Raw genomic sequence first — 16,545 nt, forward strand, 5'->3', positions numbered from 1 at the left:
ACTTTTCCAAGTAACTCGCCGAAGGCGAAACAGTCTGCCCCCAGGCAGGCGCTCTTGATCTTCTCTCAGCCGCACCGCGAACCCTATCGATGAGCAATATCTTCGAGCGCCAGATTCCGCGTCTTCGGCCCAAACCCGCCAATCGTGATGATCACAATCAACATACTCATCACAATGAACGTCAACACCCCTGGCGTGCCGAAGTGATCCAGGAACAACCCGATCAACAAACTGCTGAACACCGTCGACAGGCGACTGAACGAATAACAGAACCCCACCGCCCGGGCGCGGATGTTGGTCGGGAACAACTCACTCTGGTACGAGTGATAGCTGAAACTCAGCCACGCATTGCAGAACGTGATCATCACCCCGCAAAAAATCAGCCCCGCCGCCGTCGTCTGCTGCGCGAACAGCGTGCCGAAGATCATCGAGCCCAACGCCGAGCCGACAATCTGCCACTTATTCTCGAACCGGTTGGCGAACTTCACGAACAACAGCGGCCCCAGCGGATAGGCGAGGGTGATCACGAAGGCATACGCCAGACTGTGGGTCACGCTCACGCCCTGACCCGACAGCAATGCAGGCAGCCAGTTGCCGAAACCGAAAAAGCCGATCGCCTGAAACACATGAAACACAATCAGCATCAGCGCGCGACGGCGATAGGGCGGTTGCCAGATGTCGGCGAAGCGGCCTTTGCCTTCGACGGCCACGTTATGGGTTTCCGGTTCGTCCAGGGCCTGACCGTGGTCCTTGATGCAGCGGGCTTCGAGGTCGTCCATGATCTTTTCGGCCTCGCTGAAGCGGCCGTGTTGCGCCAGCCAGCGCGGTGATTCCGGCAGGCGCGAGCGCAGCCACCAGATGAACAGCGCGAACACGGCGCTGGCCAACACCACCCAGCGCCAGCCGGCGACGCCGAACGGGTCCTGTGGCACCAGCCACCAAGACATCAATGCCACTGAAGGCACCGACAGGAACTGCACGAAAAACGCGAAGGCGAACGCCGCGCTGCGCATCCGCTTGGGCACCAGTTCCGAGAGGTACGCGTCGATGGTCACCAGTTCGATGCCCAGGCCGATGCCCACCAGAAAGCGCATGCAGATGATGCCCAGTGCGGAGGTCTGTATGCCCATCAGCACCGTGGCGACGGTGTACCAGATCAACGCGAAGGTGAAGATCGCGCGGCGGCCGTAGCGGTCGGCGATCGGGCTCAGCAGGCTGGCACCGAGGAACAGCCCCAGAAAGGTCGCCGACGCGAACGCTGCTTGATCGGAAAAGCCGAACACGCCCTGCGCCCCGGTGGCGAACAGTCCGTCGCGGATCAGGCCGGGGCTGATGTAGGCGGTCTGGAACAGATCGTAAAGTTCGAAGAAGCCGCCAATGGACAGCAGCGCCACCAGTTTCCAGATCGTGGCGACGGCGGGCAGGCGGTCGATGCGGGCGGAAATCCGCGCCGCGCGTATCGGGTCGAGTCCGTCCTGGGTCGGGCGGGCGTTATCGGGGCTGTCAGAAGCGGCATGCATTATTGTTTTTTCCGGATCGGTGAGACGCAGCATGTTAGTGCCCCAGAGATTCAAGACAAAACATTTCTGCGCGTTTAAGCTCCGGGGCTGACCGCCACCACGTTTCGGATTCCCGTGAAGTACAAACTCCCGACTACTGCCACCGCGCCATTTTGCCCGTCGGCAACCACCGACAGCGTCGCCATTCCCGCCAATGCGTCTTTCCTGCGCAAGCTGATGCTGTTCGTCGGCCCCGGCCTGTTGATCTCCATCGGCTACATGGACCCCGGCAACTGGGCCACCGCCATTGAAGCCGGTTCGCGTTTCGGTTATTCGCTGCTGTTTGTGGTGGTGCTGGCGAGTTTGTCGGGCATGGTGCTGCAAAATCTGTGTTCACGCCTGGGCATCGCCACCGGCCGCGATCTGGCGCAGCTGTCCTCCGAGCACTACAGCCGCCGGGTGGGCATGGGCCAGTGGGTTCTCGCCGAACTGTCGATCCTGGCGACCGATCTGGCGGAAGTGCTGGGTGCCGCGCTGGCGTTTCACTTGCTGCTGGGGGTGTCGATTACCACGGGGGTGGCGCTGACGGCATTCGACACGGTCATCGTGCTGGCTTTGCAGGGCGCCAATTTCCGCCGTCTGGAAGCCATTGTGCTGGGGCTGATCGCGACCATCGCGACGTGCTTTTTCATCGAGCTGGTGCTGATCAAACCGTTCTGGCCGGACGTCGTGGCGGGGCTCAAGCCGTCGTGGGAGATGCTGAGCAATCAAGAGCCGCTGTACATCGCCATCGGGATTCTCGGAGCGACGGTCATGCCCCATAACCTGTACTTGCATTCATCGGTGGTGCAGACCCGGGTCAACGGCACCTCGCTCGAAAGCAAGGCCAGCGCCATTCGTTACGCCCGGGTCGACACCATTGCCTCCCTGAGCCTGGCGCTGGTGATCAACGCGGCCATTCTGATTCTGGCTGCCGCCGCGTTCCACGGCACCGGCCACACCGACATCGTGGAAATTCAGGACGCCTACCACCTGCTCGATCCGCTGGTGGGCGGCGCCGTGGCCAGCGTGCTGTTCGGTGTCGCGCTGCTGGCGGCGGGGCAGAGCTCGACGTTCACCGGGACCATCGCCGGGCAAGTGGTGCTGGAAGGGTTTCTGAAAGCGAAGATACCGTGCTGGCAACGCCGCCTGGCGACGCGCGGGCTGGCGCTGATTCCGGCGTTCGTCGGGGTGATCTGGTTTGGCGATGGTGCGGTGGGCAAGATGCTGGTGCTGAGCCAGGTCGTCCTCAGCCTGCAGTTGCCGTTCGCCCTGTGGCCGCTGATCCGCTTCACCAGCGACCCGCAATTGATGGGCCCGTTCGCCAACAGCCGCCTGACCAAAACCCTGGCCTGGGGGCTGTTCGGACTGATTTCGGGCGCGAACCTGACCCTGATGTTTTTCTGGGTGACCTGACCGCTGGAGGTCTGGGCATCGGCTCAGGCCTCAGCTCAACAAGATCCCCCGCGCCATGCCCGTGGCGGCGATGACGATGATGACCATCAGCAGCGCCTCCATGTGGCTGATCCGCGCGAACCGCCGGGACAGGGACGTATCAATGGGCTGGTTCTTCTTGAACGCGATGCGCCATTTTATCAGCGCGAACATCGGCACCACTTCCAGCGCCAGCATGGCCACGAACGCCGCCATTTTCAGGTGAAACAGTGGCTGATGCAGGTAGTAGTACGAGCCTTTTTCAAGCCCGCCGAACGCCCGAAACGCCCCGGTAATCAGCAGAACCCCTGCTGAAACGCCCCAGATATTGTCGACCACGAAGACATCCCTGAACGATCGCGGATCATCCGTGCGCAACCGCCGCAACGCCCGTCCCCTCGCCAGCACCGCCGCTATGGCAAAACCGAACGCCAGCAGGTGCAACGCAGCCAGTACCCATTTGATGAGCATGTTTCAACTCCCCCGAGCGATGTGCAAAGCAAGCGTCAACGGTTCAAGCTTAGCGGGTCGTTGGCGTTACGCCTTGATCGATGAAGTGGGGAAGGAAAAATAATCCGTCGGGGCGTCGCTCATCATTTCTGCGGGTGCTTGCCCTCGCGGTGCGGATGAACAAAATCAAAGTAGAACGCCGACACGCCAAACAGCGCTATCACCGAAAGAATTATCAAACCGATTACCGAGTTATCCATCACGCTCATCCAGTAAGTCGCCCAAAGGCCGAGCGACTATTCATTCCTTTTGCCGGTGCAACTGCAATCAATACGACGGGATCTTTACGCGAACAGTGCTTCACCTGACGCCATTTATATAAGCGCCTGTGCCTGCGGATCTTCTTGCGGATAAAGAACCACCGCCGCGCGAAGTTTGTCGGCGCCAAAGCAACTCATGCCGGCTAACTCTTTGTGGCTGACCGGCATGTATTGGCAGTCCATGGCCTGACGCTGTTGGCTGTGATCGATATCGGGGTCGTGCAAATACACGAAGTCATCATCGCAACCGGTGACCAGCACCCAGTGCGGTGCCTTGGAACGGGTCAACCGGTAGCTGCTGATCAGCACCAGCGCCAGGCTGTTGTCCTTTTGCAGTTGCCAGAGATTAAGCGGCGCACTGCCCAGTTGACGGACCGTGCTTTCAGCCAGCTCGCGGCTGAATTCCTCATGCACCAGGCGCATGACTTCGCGCTTTTCTTCGCTGCGCACTCCAGCCAGAAACAACGGCCCGCGCACCGACACCTGCAGGCCGACCTCGAAGCCCCGGCGCAATGCGGCAAGCGCCAAACCTTGCGGGCTGCAACCGCCGTGGCCTGAAGTCATGAACACCGTGGTCGCTTCGCGCCAGATCTGCAGCTCCTCGTGACGTTGCATGGCGCGTGGCGGTTGCAGGGCTTTCATCGCCATCAGCAGGCACGCCGGGCCGCAGCTGAAGTCCAGGGTTTGCGGGTAGTAGGGCACGTGACGGGCAACGCCGGTGGCGTGTTCGCGGATGCGTTTTTCGTAGCGCAGCGCCGGGGCGTGGTCTTCGTAGTAATCGTCGATGCGGTCGAACAGGCGATAGCCGTTGCGCTCGTACAAGCGAATCGCCGGGGCGTTATCCGGGCGGACTTCGAGCCGCAGATAGGCACACTCACGCTCAAGGGCATGCTGTTCGGCCTGGGCCAGCAGTTGCTGTCCGAGGCCCTGGCCCCGGGCATCGTCGCTGATCGCCAGGGAGTAAAGCCGGCCCAGGGACGTGCCGCGATGGAACAGCACCAGCGCGTAACCGGCCAGGCGTTGATCGGCCTGATCGCGCAGCGCGACGATCAATCGCGCATTGGCCCGCGTGACCATCCAGTGAAAGCTGCGCGCATTCAGGCGATCGGATTCGAAGCACTGGTTTTCCAGCACCAACAGTTCATCCACATCGGCAGGCTGGGCGAGGCGATATATAAAGTTCATGTCCGACACCGTAAAGAGTGAGTAACGAAACGGGACATTTCTACAAAGCCATGTTTTATAGAAAGGACTGTTTCCCGAAGGATCAACTCATGAATGCGGTGCCGGTGAAGACCGACGAAGTATCAGCACAACCTCAGCGTTCGGCAACTTTTAATGTCAATCCGCTGAAACCTGTTTCAACCCGAAGCCAACTGTTGATTGTTGTGGAGCGGCTCGAAGACTGGTCGTCTTACTTGCCCAGCGAACACCTGATCAGCGCCCAGGACTACCTGGAAAACCCGCCCCAGAACACTGCCGGTCAGCGGGTGCAAGTGATCAACCTGTGCCGCAGTTACCGCTACCTGGGCCACGGTTATTACTGCTCGCTGTTGGCCGAAGCCCGGGGTCACCACGTGATTCCGTCGGTCAAAACCATCAGCGAACTGACCCGGAAATCCCTTTACGGCCTGGCCCTGGATGACCTCGACAAGCGCCTCGAACACGCACTGCGTGACCATCCGTATGACGAAACCGAAGGCTTCACCCTGAGCCTGTATTTCGGTCAGACCGATCTCGCTCCGTTGCAGGACCTTGCCCGTCAACTGTTCGAGGCGTTTCCGGCGCCGATCCTGCTGGTGGAGTTTCGCAAGCGCGACAACTGGCACATCGTCGGCATCAAGACCGGCGCCTTGACCCGCCTGCGTGATCACCAGCAGGACCAGTTCGCCCAGTCTCTCGACAGTTTCAGCCGCAAGATCTGGCGCCAGCCCCGTTCCCCCCGCACCTATCGCTACGACCTGGCGATCCTGCACGACCCGCAGGAAGCCTTGCCGCCGTCCAACCCCAAGGCGCTGGATAATTTCATCCGCGTCGGCCAGCAACTGGGCGTGGACGTCGAGCTGATCGAGAAGAAGGATTACTCGCGGCTGGCCGAATACGACGCGCTGCTGATCCGCGAAACCACCAGCGTCGACAATCACACCTACCGCTTCGCCAAGAAGGCCGAGAGCGAAGGGCTGGTGGTGATGGATGACCCGGCGTCGATCCTGCGCTGCACCAACAAGGTCTACCTGACCGACCTGCTCAAGAGCCACAAACTGGGCATGCCGACCACGGAAATCCTCTACAAGGAGCGACCGGATGATTTGGAGTACGTGGCGGCACGGCTTGGCTTTCCGCTGGTGCTGAAAATCCCCGACGGCTGTTTTTCCAAGGGCGTGATCAAAGTCCAGGACGCGCAGCAATTGCAGGAAGCGGCGCGGGAACTGTTTGAGCATTCGGTGCTGTTGCTGGCCCAGGAATACCTCTACACCGAATACGACTGGCGCATCGGCGTGCTCAATCGCAAACCGGTGTTCGCCTGCCAGTACTTTATGTCCAAGGGGCATTGGCAGATTTACAACCACAAGGCCATCGATGCGGAAATCAACGGCGAGTGCCGCACGCTCGCGGTTCACGACGCGCCAAAGGCCGTGGTGGATCTGGCGGTGAAGACTGCCAACCTGATCGGCGACGGGCTGTATGGCGTCGACTTGAAGCAGTCCGGCGATCGCGTGGTGGTCATCGAAGTCAACGACAACCCCAACCTCGACGCCGGCATCGAAGACGCCTGGCTGCAGGACGATCTGTACGCGCTGGTGCTGGAAGAGTTCATTCGCCGCCTCGACATCAAACGTCGCGGTCTGGCGGGTTAGGCCGGTGATCAAGGGCCACCGCCTGGAGGCGGGCAGGTTACGGGAATGCGCCGAAGCGGATGCCAGCGTGCTCTGGTTCAGCGACCCGGACGCCGCCGAAAAGACGCTGCTGCTGGAGCGCTTCAACCTCGACGACCACGCTCTGGCCTCGGCGCTCGACCCCGACGAGGTGTCGCGCATCGAGTTTCATCCGGACGCGCTGTTCATGATCTGGAAGCGCCCGGAAAACTACTCGGGCAAGGACACGTTTTCCTTCGACGTGTCGTCGTTCGGGGTGCTGCTCAGCCCCCATCACATGGTGCTGATCTGTGCCGACAGCAAGCAGATCAGCGACCTCGGACAGCACCGGCCGATGCACACGCTGCTGGACGTGTTGCTGGAGGTGCTGTTCCATAACATCCATCATTATCTGGGTCACCTCAAGGTAATAAAGATGATCGCCCGGGAATTGCAGCAGCAGTTCAATGCGTCGATGGACAGCCGCCATCTGGTGCAGATGTTCAACCTCAGCGAAAGCCTGGTCTATTACATCAACGCCATCGACAGCAACGGTTCGGTGCTGACGCGCTTGCGCAATCACGCCCACAAGCATCAGTTTTCCGGCGACAGCCTGGCCCTGATCGAAGACATGATTATCGAGAACGAGCAGTGCCACAAACAGGCGAACATCTACTCCACGGTGTTCGCGAGTTTGATGGATGCGCGGGGCAATCTGGTCAACAACAACACCAATAACCTGCTGCGCAAGCTGACGTTGATCAACGTGGTGTTCTTGCCATTGAATCTGGTGGCGGGGATTGGCGGGATGTCGGAATACAGCATGATGACCACGCCCATTGCGTGGTGGATCAGCTACCCGGCGTTGCTGGTCGGCATGGCCGGGCTGGGCGTGGGGATGGTGGTGATACTCAAGCGCATGGCGCGGGCGAGTCAGTGATCAGTGGGCGCCCGACGGGTTCCCACTGACAGGGGCGCGACGTCTTATTCCGACGCCTGCAAACCCTTCTGCCTCATCACCTGGTTCTTTTCTTTTTTGTACTGCAGTGCAACTTCCGGCGCCGGGCCGCTCTTGCCGGTTTCCATCCACAAGCGCATGCGGCTGGCATCGGCGAAGTGGGTGTATTTGCCGAAGGCGTCGAGAATGACCACGGACACCGGACGATTGGCCATGCTGGTCAACAGCACCAGACAGTGACCCGCCTGGTTGGTGAAGCCGGTCTTGGTCAGCTTGATGTCCCAGTTGGATTTACGCACCAGATGGTCGGTGTTGCTGAAGCCGAGGATGTAATTCGGCTTGCGAAAGGTCACGGTTTTCTCCGGCGTGGTGCTCAGCTCGCGCAGCATCGGGTAGTTGCGTGCGGCCAGGGCCAGCTTGGTCAGGTCCCGCGCGGTGGATACGTTGTACACCGACAGGCCGGTGGGCTCCATGTACACGGTGTGGTTCATGCCCAGTGACTTGGCCTTGGCGTTCATCGCCCGGATAAACGCCGGATAGCCGCCCGGATAGCTGTGAGCCAGACTCGCCGCTGCGCGGTTTTCCGACGACATCAGGGTGATCAGCATCATGTCGTGGCGGTTCAGCTCACTGCCGAGCTTGACCCGGGAGAACACGCCTTTCATTTCCGCGGTCTGGGAGATGTCGACCTTGACCATCTCGTCCATGGGCAGCTTGGCGTCGAGGGTGACCATCGCGGTCATCAGCTTGGTCACCGAGGCGATCGGCACGACAATGTCGGGGTTACTCGCATACAACACCTGACCCGTTTGCAGATCGGTGATCATGGCGCTGCCGGAGGCCAGATGAAGATTGGCCGGGTCGCGATTGAACGCCGCCGGCTCTTTCGCCAGTGCGGTGGTGGAAAATGCGGCAGTGGAAAGTGCGCAGCCTGTAAGTGCAAATAATAGGCCGATGACGGTTGGGCGAATTTTCAAGAGCAAAGCTCACTAAAGGATGGAAATAGCGTGGAACGTCGGACTTTCTTCAAGCACGACAACAAGTTCGGCGCATTTTAGGAGCAAGTTTCTGAAGTTGTCGATGGGGCGTCGCCGGGTTTCGCTAATAAAGCGCTGTTGTATAGGTCAGGTTCAGGTGGCGGATCCAAAAAGCCTGTATTTAAACGGGTCGAATTGCCGATTATGGCCTGGCTGACAAACAGCGCTACGCATCAACATCGGATCGTCACGCAAAAAAAAGCCCGCGTCATTAAAGAGGCGGGCTAAAGGGGTGTGCGGAGCAACGCACGATTCACAGGGAGAGCGAATAGGAGTTCAGCTGTTGAGTGAGCGGCATTCAAGTTGCTGCGACAGGGCCTGCGCCGCTGGCAGTGAAGGCAAAGGACCACTGACGGGTTCGCCGTTCTGCATCAGGTACCAGCACGCCAACAGACCGCGCTCACGAAGCTGAGGGGGAACTGCGCTGCCGACAACCGACATGATTTGAACCTTGGTCATAAGTGCCTCCAACAATCTATGGCGCTACTTTAAGGCCCGACCGGTTGATGCAGAAATCACCGCTCTCGATAGTCGTCATTGATGAGCGGGTAGGGACAGTGATGGGGACACGTGCGCAAAGCGGTGCTGCGGTCCGGCATCAATACCCCTGAAACAAAAACCCCGCCGGGAAGGCGGGGTCTGTGTTGGGTGAGGGCTGGCGACCATGAATCGACAGCCCTGTGCTCAGGAGCAAACCGCTGTTACCAGCGACCGCCACCGTGGTAATAGCCCGGTGGTGGGCCGTAATAACGTGGCGGGCCGTAGTAACGCGGTGCGTAGACGACCGGGCGCTCAACGACATAAGCCGGCTGGTAGTAAACCGGCGGTGGAGGCGGTGGCGCGTAATAAACCGGCGCCGGGGCCGCGTACACGGGAGCGGGTGCTGCGTAAACCGGCCCGGACGCCACTGCCGCGCCGACAACACCGCCGACGACCGCACCGATTACGGCGGCTCCACCCCAGCCCGGGCCGCCGCCATGGGCTTCAGCCTGGCCTGCGAGGGCGAGGGCGCCTAACAACAAGGCAACTTTGGGGATCTGACGAATCATGACTGTTCCTCGGTGTTCAGTCCCGTTGTCGCGAGCCTGCGTTACGCTCAGGCACTGCCACGGGATAACTTCTCAGACAACGGTTTAGGAAATATCTGCGAGGCCGTTGCGTAAATTTTGTGTAAGGTATTCGACACTTTTAATGACAATGGCTTTGCCGCGTTCGGCGCAGCGTCGCGATTCTACGCCTTTCCCCAGGCGTCTTCTAATACCACTCGGGAGATTTCATGTTGGTCACTGCCAGTAAGGAAACGCTGTTGTGCATGTCGCTGGCCGGACGCCCGGGCAACTTCGGCGTGCGCTTCCACAACCACCTGTATCAACAGTTGGGCTTGAACTTCTATTACAAGGCCTTTTCGCCAAACGACCTGCCTGCAGCCATTGCCGGTATGCGTTCATTGGGCATTCGCGGGTGCGGCGTGTCGATGCCGTTTAAAGAAGCCTCTATTGCACTGGTCGATGAACTGGACGCGTCCGCCGACGCCATTCAATCCATCAACACCATCGTCAATACCGATGGCCACTTGAAAGCCTACAACACCGATTACATCGCCATCGCCCAACTGGTCGATACCCATGAAGTGCCGCGCACCCGCTTTGCCTTGCGCGGCAGTGGTGGCATGGCCAAGGCCGTCGCCTGTGCCCTGCGTGACGCCGGCTTTACTGACGGGTTGATCGTGGCGCGCAACGAGAAGGCGGGCAGGGCGCTTGCACAGACCTGCGGCTTCGCGTGGCAAGCCGAGCTGGGCAGCGAGCGCCCGCCGCTGCTGGTCAACGTCACCCCGCTGGGGATGGCTGGCGATCAGGCCGATGCGCTGGCCTTCGACGTGTCCGCCATCGAGCAGGCCGACACGGCGTTTGACGTGGTCGCCACGCCGGCGCGCACGCCGTTCATTGTCGAGGCCGAGCGCCTCGGCAAACGCCTGGTCACCGGCGATCAAGTGGCGGCGATACAAGCGCTGGAGCAGTTCATTCTTTACACCGGCGTGACGCCCACCGAGGAGCAGTATCAGGCAGCGGCGGCGTTCGCTCGGGGTTGATGCTTGCGCTTGGGTAACGCCAGGGTGTGCTTGACTACCGATCTTCAGGCAGCACGCTGTCGCGCGGCAGACAGGGGACATGTGGGAGTGAGCTTGCTCACGAAGACGGTATATCCGTCGCTGCACATGCAGTGGATGTACCCGCCCCTTCGCGAGCAAGCTCGCTCCCACAGGTTTTGCACCAGGCTTAGGATTCCTCGGAGCCGCTCTCAACCTTCCAGCAATGCCAGCCGCTCTTCCAGGGCGGCGATGCGGGCTTCGAGGGCTTCGATTCTCTCCGCCATCGCCGAGCTGCCCGCGCTGCCTGAATGGCTGCCGCCGCTATTGCGCTCTGCCGGATGCGCGCGGGCGGCAAGCATTGTCTCCCTGTCAGCCGGATCACCTAGCGCATGCATATAGCGGTCTTCGCGCTGGCCTGCCTGTTTCGGGATCAACACCGCCATCCCTCGGCCAATGAGCCGGTCAAGCTGATGCAGCACGGCGTCGGTGTCTTCGAAATCGTGCATACGGTTGCTGCGGGTCAATAGCTCGTTGACGGTTTGCGGGCCGCGTAGCAACAGCAGGCCGGTCAGGATGAGTTGCGCCGGCACCAGCTCCAGCGTCTTGTCGACGCGGTGTTCCCAGCGGTCCGCCCGGCTGCCCATGACCAGACGCGTCAGTTGCAGGCTTTCCAGCGCGCGCAGGCTCTGGCCAACCTGGCCGGGCGTCAGGTTCATCACCGGCTCGCGACTGGTCTTCTGGTTACAGGCCAGCACCAGTGCGTTGAGGGTCAGGGGGTAGGTCTCGGGATGGGTCGCCTGCTTCTCGATCAGGCAGCCCAGAATGCGCACTTCGGTGCTGCTCAGCTGCAGCGCATCCGAGGCTTCAACGGTGTTTTTGGAATCCAGCTCGTCAGACATGACCCATTCCCCAAGCGTTGAAAAGGCTATGAGGGTAGGGGCTGGATGAGGTAAAAGACAAGCCGCGTTCGCGTCCGCCTCCGTGCGACTCATTTCCCGAGGAGCTGCCATGACCCTTTCTCTTTATGCCGCTTCGATCCCTGTCTTCAAGCAAATGCTCACCGCCCTCAGCGCCGTCCTGGCCAAAGGCGAAGCCCACGCCACCGCCAAGAACATTCAGCCGGATGCCCTGCTGCAGGCGCGTCTGTTCCCTGACATGTTCCCGCTGGTGCGTCAGGTGCAGATTGCCGTTGATTTCGCCAAAGGCGCCGGCGCACGACTGGCAGGTCTTGAGCCGCCGAAGTACGAAGACACCGAAACCACCTTTGCCGATCTGCAAGCGCTGCTGACCAAAGTGCTGGCGTTCCTCGACACGATCAAGGCCGAACAGGTCGATGGCAACGAAGCGCGGGAAATCGTCCTGCGCCCTGGCACCGATAAAGAAAAGCGTCTGAGCACCCAGACCTACCTGCTGCATTACTCGCTGCCGCAGTTCTTCTTCCACGTCACCACCACCTATGACCTGCTGCGCCACAACGGCGTGGAAGTCGGAAAGCGCGACTACATGGGCGCTTACTGACAGGCCTCGCTGCCCGGCTCTGCTCGGGCAGCGACACGTATTTCGTCGGGCGCCTGGCTCCCAGGCGCCCGGCGCTGTTACCCTCCGCGTCCTGATTTACGCCACATCCGATCGACCGCTCCGCGAGGACCGGTCGTTTCGTCGTTCTGGAGATTTCATGTTTTTCCCCATCTATCTGCTGTCGGCTGCGGGCTTTACCGTGCTGACCACAGAGTTCGTCATCGTCGGTCTGCTGCCCGCCATCGCCCGCGACCTGGCCGTCACCATCCCCCAGGCCGGCTTGCTGGTCACGCTGTTCGCCTTCACGGTGGCCTGCTTCGGGCCGTTCCTGACCGCGTACTTCTCGCGCTTCGAGCGCAAGCGCCTGTTTATTTCGGTGCTGATCATGTTTGGCGTCTCCAACGCCGTTGCCGCGCTGGCGCCCAACATTTGGGTGATGGCCGCCGCGCGGCTGATCCCGGCCCTCGGGCTGCCGGTGTTCTGGGCCCTGGCCAGCGAAACCGCCGTAGACATCGTTGGCCCTGACCACGCCGGCCGCGCGATTGCCAAGATCGGTTTCGGTATCGTCTGCGCCACGGTGTTCGGTATCCCCGTTGGCACCTTGATCTCGGACGCCATCGGCTGGCGCAGCGCCTTCGCCGTCCTCGCGGTAATGGCGTTCGCCAAGGCGCTGCTGCTGTTCATTTACCTGCCCCGCAGCGTGCACAAGGATCAGGCCTCGTTCCGCAGCCAGTTCCGCATTCTGCGCAGCCCGTTGATGCAGGGCCACGTGCTGCTGTCGGTGCTGGTCTTCAGCGGCATGTTCACCGCCTATACCTATCTGGCGGACATGCTCGAGCGCCTCGCCGGCTTCAACGGCACGGTGGTCGGCTGGTGCCTGATGGGTTTCGGCGCGGTGGGCTTGCTGGGTAATTCACTCGGCGGGCGGTTGGTGGATCGCCACCCACTGATCGCCAGCCTGACCTTTTGTACGTTCATGATCGGCGGCATGGTCATGGTGGTGCCGAGCATGCATTCCCTGCCTGCGCTGGCCCTGGCACTGGCCGTGTGGGGCGCGACCCAGGCGGCGTTGTTCCTGGTCAGCCATGTCCGGCTGATGAAAGCTGCGCCACAGGCCCCGGCCTTCGCCGCATCGCTGAACATCGCCGGGGCCAATCTGGGCATCGGCATTGGCGCAATCATCGGCGGGCGGGTGATTGATCATCTGGGCCTTGGCAGTCTGGGCTTCGCCGCGGCCGGCATCATTCTGCTGTCGATTCTGCTGGCCTTACTGCTGATGACCGTCCGCCCAAACCCCGCAGCCTGCGACGCCTAGTCCGGGAACAACTGGTGGCGTGCGCCTTCGGTAATCGCGACGATGCCGGGGTGCCTGACCTTGCGCTCGACCGAGATCGCGTAGAACGACTCGGTCACGGCATCGGTATGGCCGATCAGCTCGACGTCGTATTGCTCGATCACTTCATCGGCGATCACGCTTGGCGCAATGAAAATCCCGCTGCCGGATTTGCCGAAGGCCTTCATCAGGGCGCTGTCGTCGAACTCCCCGACGATTTTCGGCTGGATATTCTGCTCGGCGAACCAGCGCATCAGGCGACTGCGCACCACCGTTTGCTGTCCTGGGACCAGCAGCGGCGCGCCTTGCATGCCGTGGGGGAAGTTCTCGCCGTACAGGGCGGCGAGGGCGCGGGTGGCGAAAAAACTCACGCCGCATTCGCCCAGCTTCTGGCTGTAGCCTTTAATGTCCAGATGAGAGGGCATCGGGCTGTCGGAAATCACCAGGTCCAGGCGCTGAATGGCGAGGTCGGCCAACAGGCGTTCGAGCTGGTCCTCCCGGCAACTGATGCGCACCAGCTCATTGAGCGCCATGCTCGGCGCGATGAGCCGGTAGACAATGGATTTGGGCACGACATCGGCGACGCCGACGCGGAACAGGATTTGCTGCTCGTCGGGCTGTGCGCGCAACACCGCTTCGAGCTCGCCACCGAGCTGGAACATCTGCTCGGCGTAGGGCAGGGCGACGCGGCCTGTTTCGGTCAGCTCCAACTGGCGGCCGACACGCTTGAACAACTCGACGCCGTAGGTCTGCTCCAGCAGGCTGATTTGCCCGCTGATGGTCTGTGGCGTGAGGTTCAATTGCTCGCAGGCGCGGACGATACTGCCGGTTTTGGCCACGACCCAGAAATAATGCAGCTGTCGGTAATTGAGCATGGGCGTCATCACTTCGGGAAAATCGAAGTATACGCTTGAAAAATACGAATTTTACTGAAGTGTTTCCGTCCCTAGAATGCCGCCCTATCCCCTGAACTGATCCTGGACACTCGCTTATATGGAATACCTTCTGGAACTGGCTGCAAGCCCAACGGCGTGGATCGCTCTGGCGACACTGGTCGTCATGGAAATCGTGCTCGGTATCGACAACCTCATTTTCATCTCGATTCTCACCAACAAGCTGCCGGTTCATCAGCGCACCAAGGCGCGCCGGATCGGTATCAGCATGGCGTTGATCCTGCGTCTGGGCCTGCTGACCACCGTGGCGTGGATTGTCCAGTTGACCGCGCCGGTGATCGAAGTGTTCGGCCAGGCCTTCTCCTGGAAGGACATGATCCTGATCGCCGGTGGCCTGTTCCTGGTCTGGAAGGCAACCACCGAGATTCACCACAGCGTCGACGTCAAAAGCGAAGCCGAGAAAGCCGCGTCCAGCACCGTCACCCTGGGCATGGCCGCTGCGATCGGTCAGATCCTGATGCTCGACCTGGTGTTCTCCATCGACAGTATCGTCACCGCCGTTGGCATGACCGAGCACTTGCCGATCATGGTCATCGCCGTGGTGGCCGCCGTGGTCGTGATGCTGGTGGCGTCGGAGCCCCTGGCCAAGTTCATCAACGATAACCCGACCGTGGTCATGCTGGCGCTGGGCTTCCTGATCATGATCGGCATGACGCTGATCGCCGAAGGCTTCGGCGCCCACGTTTCGAAAGGCTACGTGTACACCGCGATGGCGTTCTCGGCGCTGATTGAAGTGCTGAACATGCTGGTTCGTCGGTCTCGCCAGCGCCGCCTGGACGCCGAAGCGCAGGGCCAGAAGGTCTGACGCCTGAATAAGCTTCGCCCGCCGATAAGAGCGAAGCAGCACAAAAGCAGGGCAATAAAAAACGGTCGGGAATGGGATGCCATTACCGACCGTTTTCATTTGTACGGTGATCAGTCGTTACACGGCAGTATCAATGGGCCGTGACATGACGGATTTTGCGTTGTGCGCGTTCTACGGATTTCGCGGCTTCGGTTTCCCGATAATGCGGATGATGGCGACGCGAGATACGCATCACCCCCCACAACATGGCGGCCGCAACGGCCAGCCAGGCAGCGATCAACATCACAATGGTCATTCCGAGGCTCATGGCTTCCTCCGGCTCTTCTCTTCGTCTCTTAGTAACCGACAGTCTAGTCTCCCTGTTGTTGCCAAAAATTGACCGGTGGTAGGAATTGCATGACCGATTTGTTCTATCCACTCGCGTTGACAGCGTTTCGGGCTATACCGCAACCGGTGGCGGCTCTATCATCCGCGTTCCGGCCGGATCTCGGGATCCGTCGCCATCAGTCAAGTGAGTGAAGAACGTGCGGGCATTGACGCGATTGGATAGCGTTGCAGGTCGACGCAAATGGCTGGCGCTGGCCGCCGTGCTGGTCTTGGCAGGCTGCTCGAATGCCCACAACTGGAAACCCGGCTACCCGCCGATGTACAAGACACTGCCCGACCGGGTTGAAATCAACGCGGTGCCGTCGTTCCGGGGCAAGGATTATCAAAGCGCGCCGTTCGCACTGGCCAGCATGCTGACCGTCCATGGCGTACAGACCACGCCGGGGCTGCTGGAAAAACCGCTTAAACTGCCGGGCGCCGAAGACAAGCTCGACCGCAGCATGCTGGACCTGGCCCGGGAATACGGGTTTGTGGTGTATCCCGTCGACCACGGTTTCCCGGACCTGCTGGCGCAGGTGTCAGCGGGGTATCCGGTCATGGTGCGGTTTTCGGACGGCTCGATGTTCTGGAAAGAACAGCGCTACGGCGTGCTGGTCGGGTTCGATCAGAACAAGCGCACGGTGCTGATCTATACCGGGCCTGGGCGAGTGACGGCGAGCTTCTATTCGTTCACCTCGGACTGGAACGACGCCGGCAACTGGGCCGTGCTGATCCAGAGCCCACGCCAGGTGCCCGTGCCGGTAGACCGTGAACGCTGGCTCAAAGCCGCCAATGATTTGGCCCAGGCCGGTCAGGAACAGGCGGCGGGCGAGGCGGTGAAGGCGCTGAACAATCCAGCTGCGCGTTAACGGTTGGCCGTTCATCGCCT

Annotated in this window: 17 protein-coding genes; 8 read left to right on the forward strand and 9 right to left on the reverse strand. The window is 60.8% G+C overall.

The window, feature by feature from the left end:
- Positions 1-83 precede the first annotated feature (83 nt).
- Positions 84-1,520 (reverse strand): MFS transporter, encoded by a 1,437-nt coding sequence (locus tag AC07RO_RS25815; protein WP_346627753.1) that lies wholly within the window; start codon positions 1,518-1,520, stop codon positions 84-86.
- A gap of 114 nt (positions 1,521-1,634) precedes the next feature.
- On the opposite strand from AC07RO_RS25815, the gene AC07RO_RS25820 reads away from it, so the two are divergent.
- Positions 1,635-2,954 (forward strand): Nramp family divalent metal transporter, encoded by a 1,320-nt coding sequence (locus AC07RO_RS25820; RefSeq protein WP_423572475.1) that lies wholly within the window; start codon positions 1,635-1,637, stop codon positions 2,952-2,954.
- 30 nt (positions 2,955-2,984) lie between these two features.
- Here AC07RO_RS25820 and AC07RO_RS25825 read toward each other — a convergent pair whose 3' ends face one another.
- Together AC07RO_RS25825 and AC07RO_RS25830 are read right to left on the reverse strand one after the other, a co-directional pair.
- Positions 2,985-3,443: a DUF2214 family protein gene (locus AC07RO_RS25825; protein WP_282373354.1), complete on the reverse strand. Its 459-nt coding sequence runs from the start codon at positions 3,441-3,443 to the stop codon at positions 2,985-2,987.
- A gap of 353 nt (positions 3,444-3,796) precedes the next feature.
- Positions 3,797-4,927, reverse strand: coding sequence for a peptidase C39 family protein (locus AC07RO_RS25830; protein ID WP_495087454.1), 1,131 nt, complete (start codon positions 4,925-4,927; stop codon positions 3,797-3,799).
- 89 nt (positions 4,928-5,016) lie between these two features.
- Here AC07RO_RS25830 and AC07RO_RS25835 point away from each other — a divergent pair, with 89 nt between their 5' ends.
- Both AC07RO_RS25835 and AC07RO_RS25840 read left to right on the forward strand, forming a co-directional pair.
- Complete coding sequence (locus AC07RO_RS25835; RefSeq protein ID WP_423572478.1) at positions 5,017-6,600, forward strand: RimK family ATP-grasp domain-containing protein; 1,584 nt, start codon at positions 5,017-5,019, stop codon at positions 6,598-6,600.
- 4 nt (positions 6,601-6,604) lie between these two features.
- Positions 6,605-7,537 carry a magnesium transporter CorA family protein gene (locus tag AC07RO_RS25840; RefSeq protein WP_495087455.1) on the forward strand — a complete coding sequence of 311 codons (933 nt, stop codon included), beginning with the start codon at positions 6,605-6,607 and terminating at the stop codon, positions 7,535-7,537.
- 44 nt (positions 7,538-7,581) lie between these two features.
- Here the strand turns inward: AC07RO_RS25840 and pbpG are convergent, their stop codons facing one another.
- The 3 genes from pbpG to AC07RO_RS25855 form a co-directional block, all read right to left on the reverse strand.
- On the reverse strand, positions 7,582-8,538 hold the full coding sequence (gene pbpG, locus AC07RO_RS25845) for a D-alanyl-D-alanine endopeptidase (protein WP_495087456.1): 957 nt from the start codon (positions 8,536-8,538) through the stop codon (positions 7,582-7,584).
- Between the two features lie 330 nt (positions 8,539-8,868).
- Positions 8,869-9,051 (reverse strand): hypothetical protein, encoded by a 183-nt coding sequence (locus AC07RO_RS25850; protein WP_122538145.1) that lies wholly within the window; start codon positions 9,049-9,051, stop codon positions 8,869-8,871.
- A 242-nt stretch (positions 9,052-9,293) separates the two neighbouring features.
- On the reverse strand, positions 9,294-9,641 hold the full coding sequence (locus tag AC07RO_RS25855; protein ID WP_192172466.1) for a hypothetical protein: 348 nt from the start codon (positions 9,639-9,641) through the stop codon (positions 9,294-9,296).
- A 227-nt stretch (positions 9,642-9,868) separates the two neighbouring features.
- Here AC07RO_RS25855 and AC07RO_RS25860 point away from each other — a divergent pair, with 227 nt between their 5' ends.
- On the forward strand, positions 9,869-10,681 hold the full coding sequence (locus AC07RO_RS25860) for a shikimate 5-dehydrogenase (protein ID WP_282373725.1): 813 nt from the start codon (positions 9,869-9,871) through the stop codon (positions 10,679-10,681).
- 209 nt (positions 10,682-10,890) lie between these two features.
- Here the strand turns inward: AC07RO_RS25860 and AC07RO_RS25865 are convergent, their stop codons facing one another.
- Positions 10,891-11,580, reverse strand: a complete 690-nt coding sequence (locus AC07RO_RS25865) for a YceH family protein (protein WP_495087457.1) — start codon at positions 11,578-11,580, stop codon at positions 10,891-10,893.
- A 109-nt stretch (positions 11,581-11,689) separates the two neighbouring features.
- On the opposite strand from AC07RO_RS25865, the gene AC07RO_RS25870 reads away from it, so the two are divergent.
- Entirely contained in the window at positions 11,690-12,199 is a 510-nt protein-coding gene (locus tag AC07RO_RS25870) for a DUF1993 domain-containing protein (RefSeq protein WP_192172469.1), read from the forward strand.
- A gap of 157 nt (positions 12,200-12,356) precedes the next feature.
- A complete protein-coding gene (locus AC07RO_RS25875) occupies positions 12,357-13,514 on the forward strand; it encodes an MFS transporter (protein WP_463584149.1) in 1,158 nt (385 codons plus the stop codon).
- Here the strand turns inward: AC07RO_RS25875 and nhaR are convergent.
- Complete coding sequence (gene nhaR / locus AC07RO_RS25880; RefSeq protein WP_192172471.1) at positions 13,511-14,407, reverse strand: transcriptional activator NhaR; 897 nt, start codon at positions 14,405-14,407, stop codon at positions 13,511-13,513. The genes AC07RO_RS25875 and nhaR overlap by 4 nt on opposite strands.
- Positions 14,408-14,525: 118 nt before the next feature.
- Here nhaR and AC07RO_RS25885 point away from each other — a divergent pair, with 118 nt between their 5' ends.
- Positions 14,526-15,290 carry a TerC family protein gene (locus AC07RO_RS25885; protein WP_495087458.1) on the forward strand — a complete coding sequence of 255 codons (765 nt, stop codon included), beginning with the start codon at positions 14,526-14,528 and terminating at the stop codon, positions 15,288-15,290.
- 130 nt (positions 15,291-15,420) lie between these two features.
- On the opposite strand, the gene AC07RO_RS25890 is transcribed toward AC07RO_RS25885, so the two are convergent.
- Positions 15,421-15,597, reverse strand: a complete 177-nt coding sequence (locus AC07RO_RS25890) for a hypothetical protein (protein ID WP_192172473.1) — start codon at positions 15,595-15,597, stop codon at positions 15,421-15,423.
- A 226-nt stretch (positions 15,598-15,823) separates the two neighbouring features.
- On the opposite strand from AC07RO_RS25890, the gene AC07RO_RS25895 reads away from it, so the two are divergent.
- Positions 15,824-16,525, forward strand: coding sequence for a peptidase C39 family protein (locus AC07RO_RS25895; protein ID WP_495087459.1), 702 nt, complete (start codon positions 15,824-15,826; stop codon positions 16,523-16,525).
- Positions 16,526-16,545: the final 20 nt, after the last annotated feature.

This window comes from Pseudomonas sp. GW821-FHT07F05 (genome assembly GCF_059418765.1).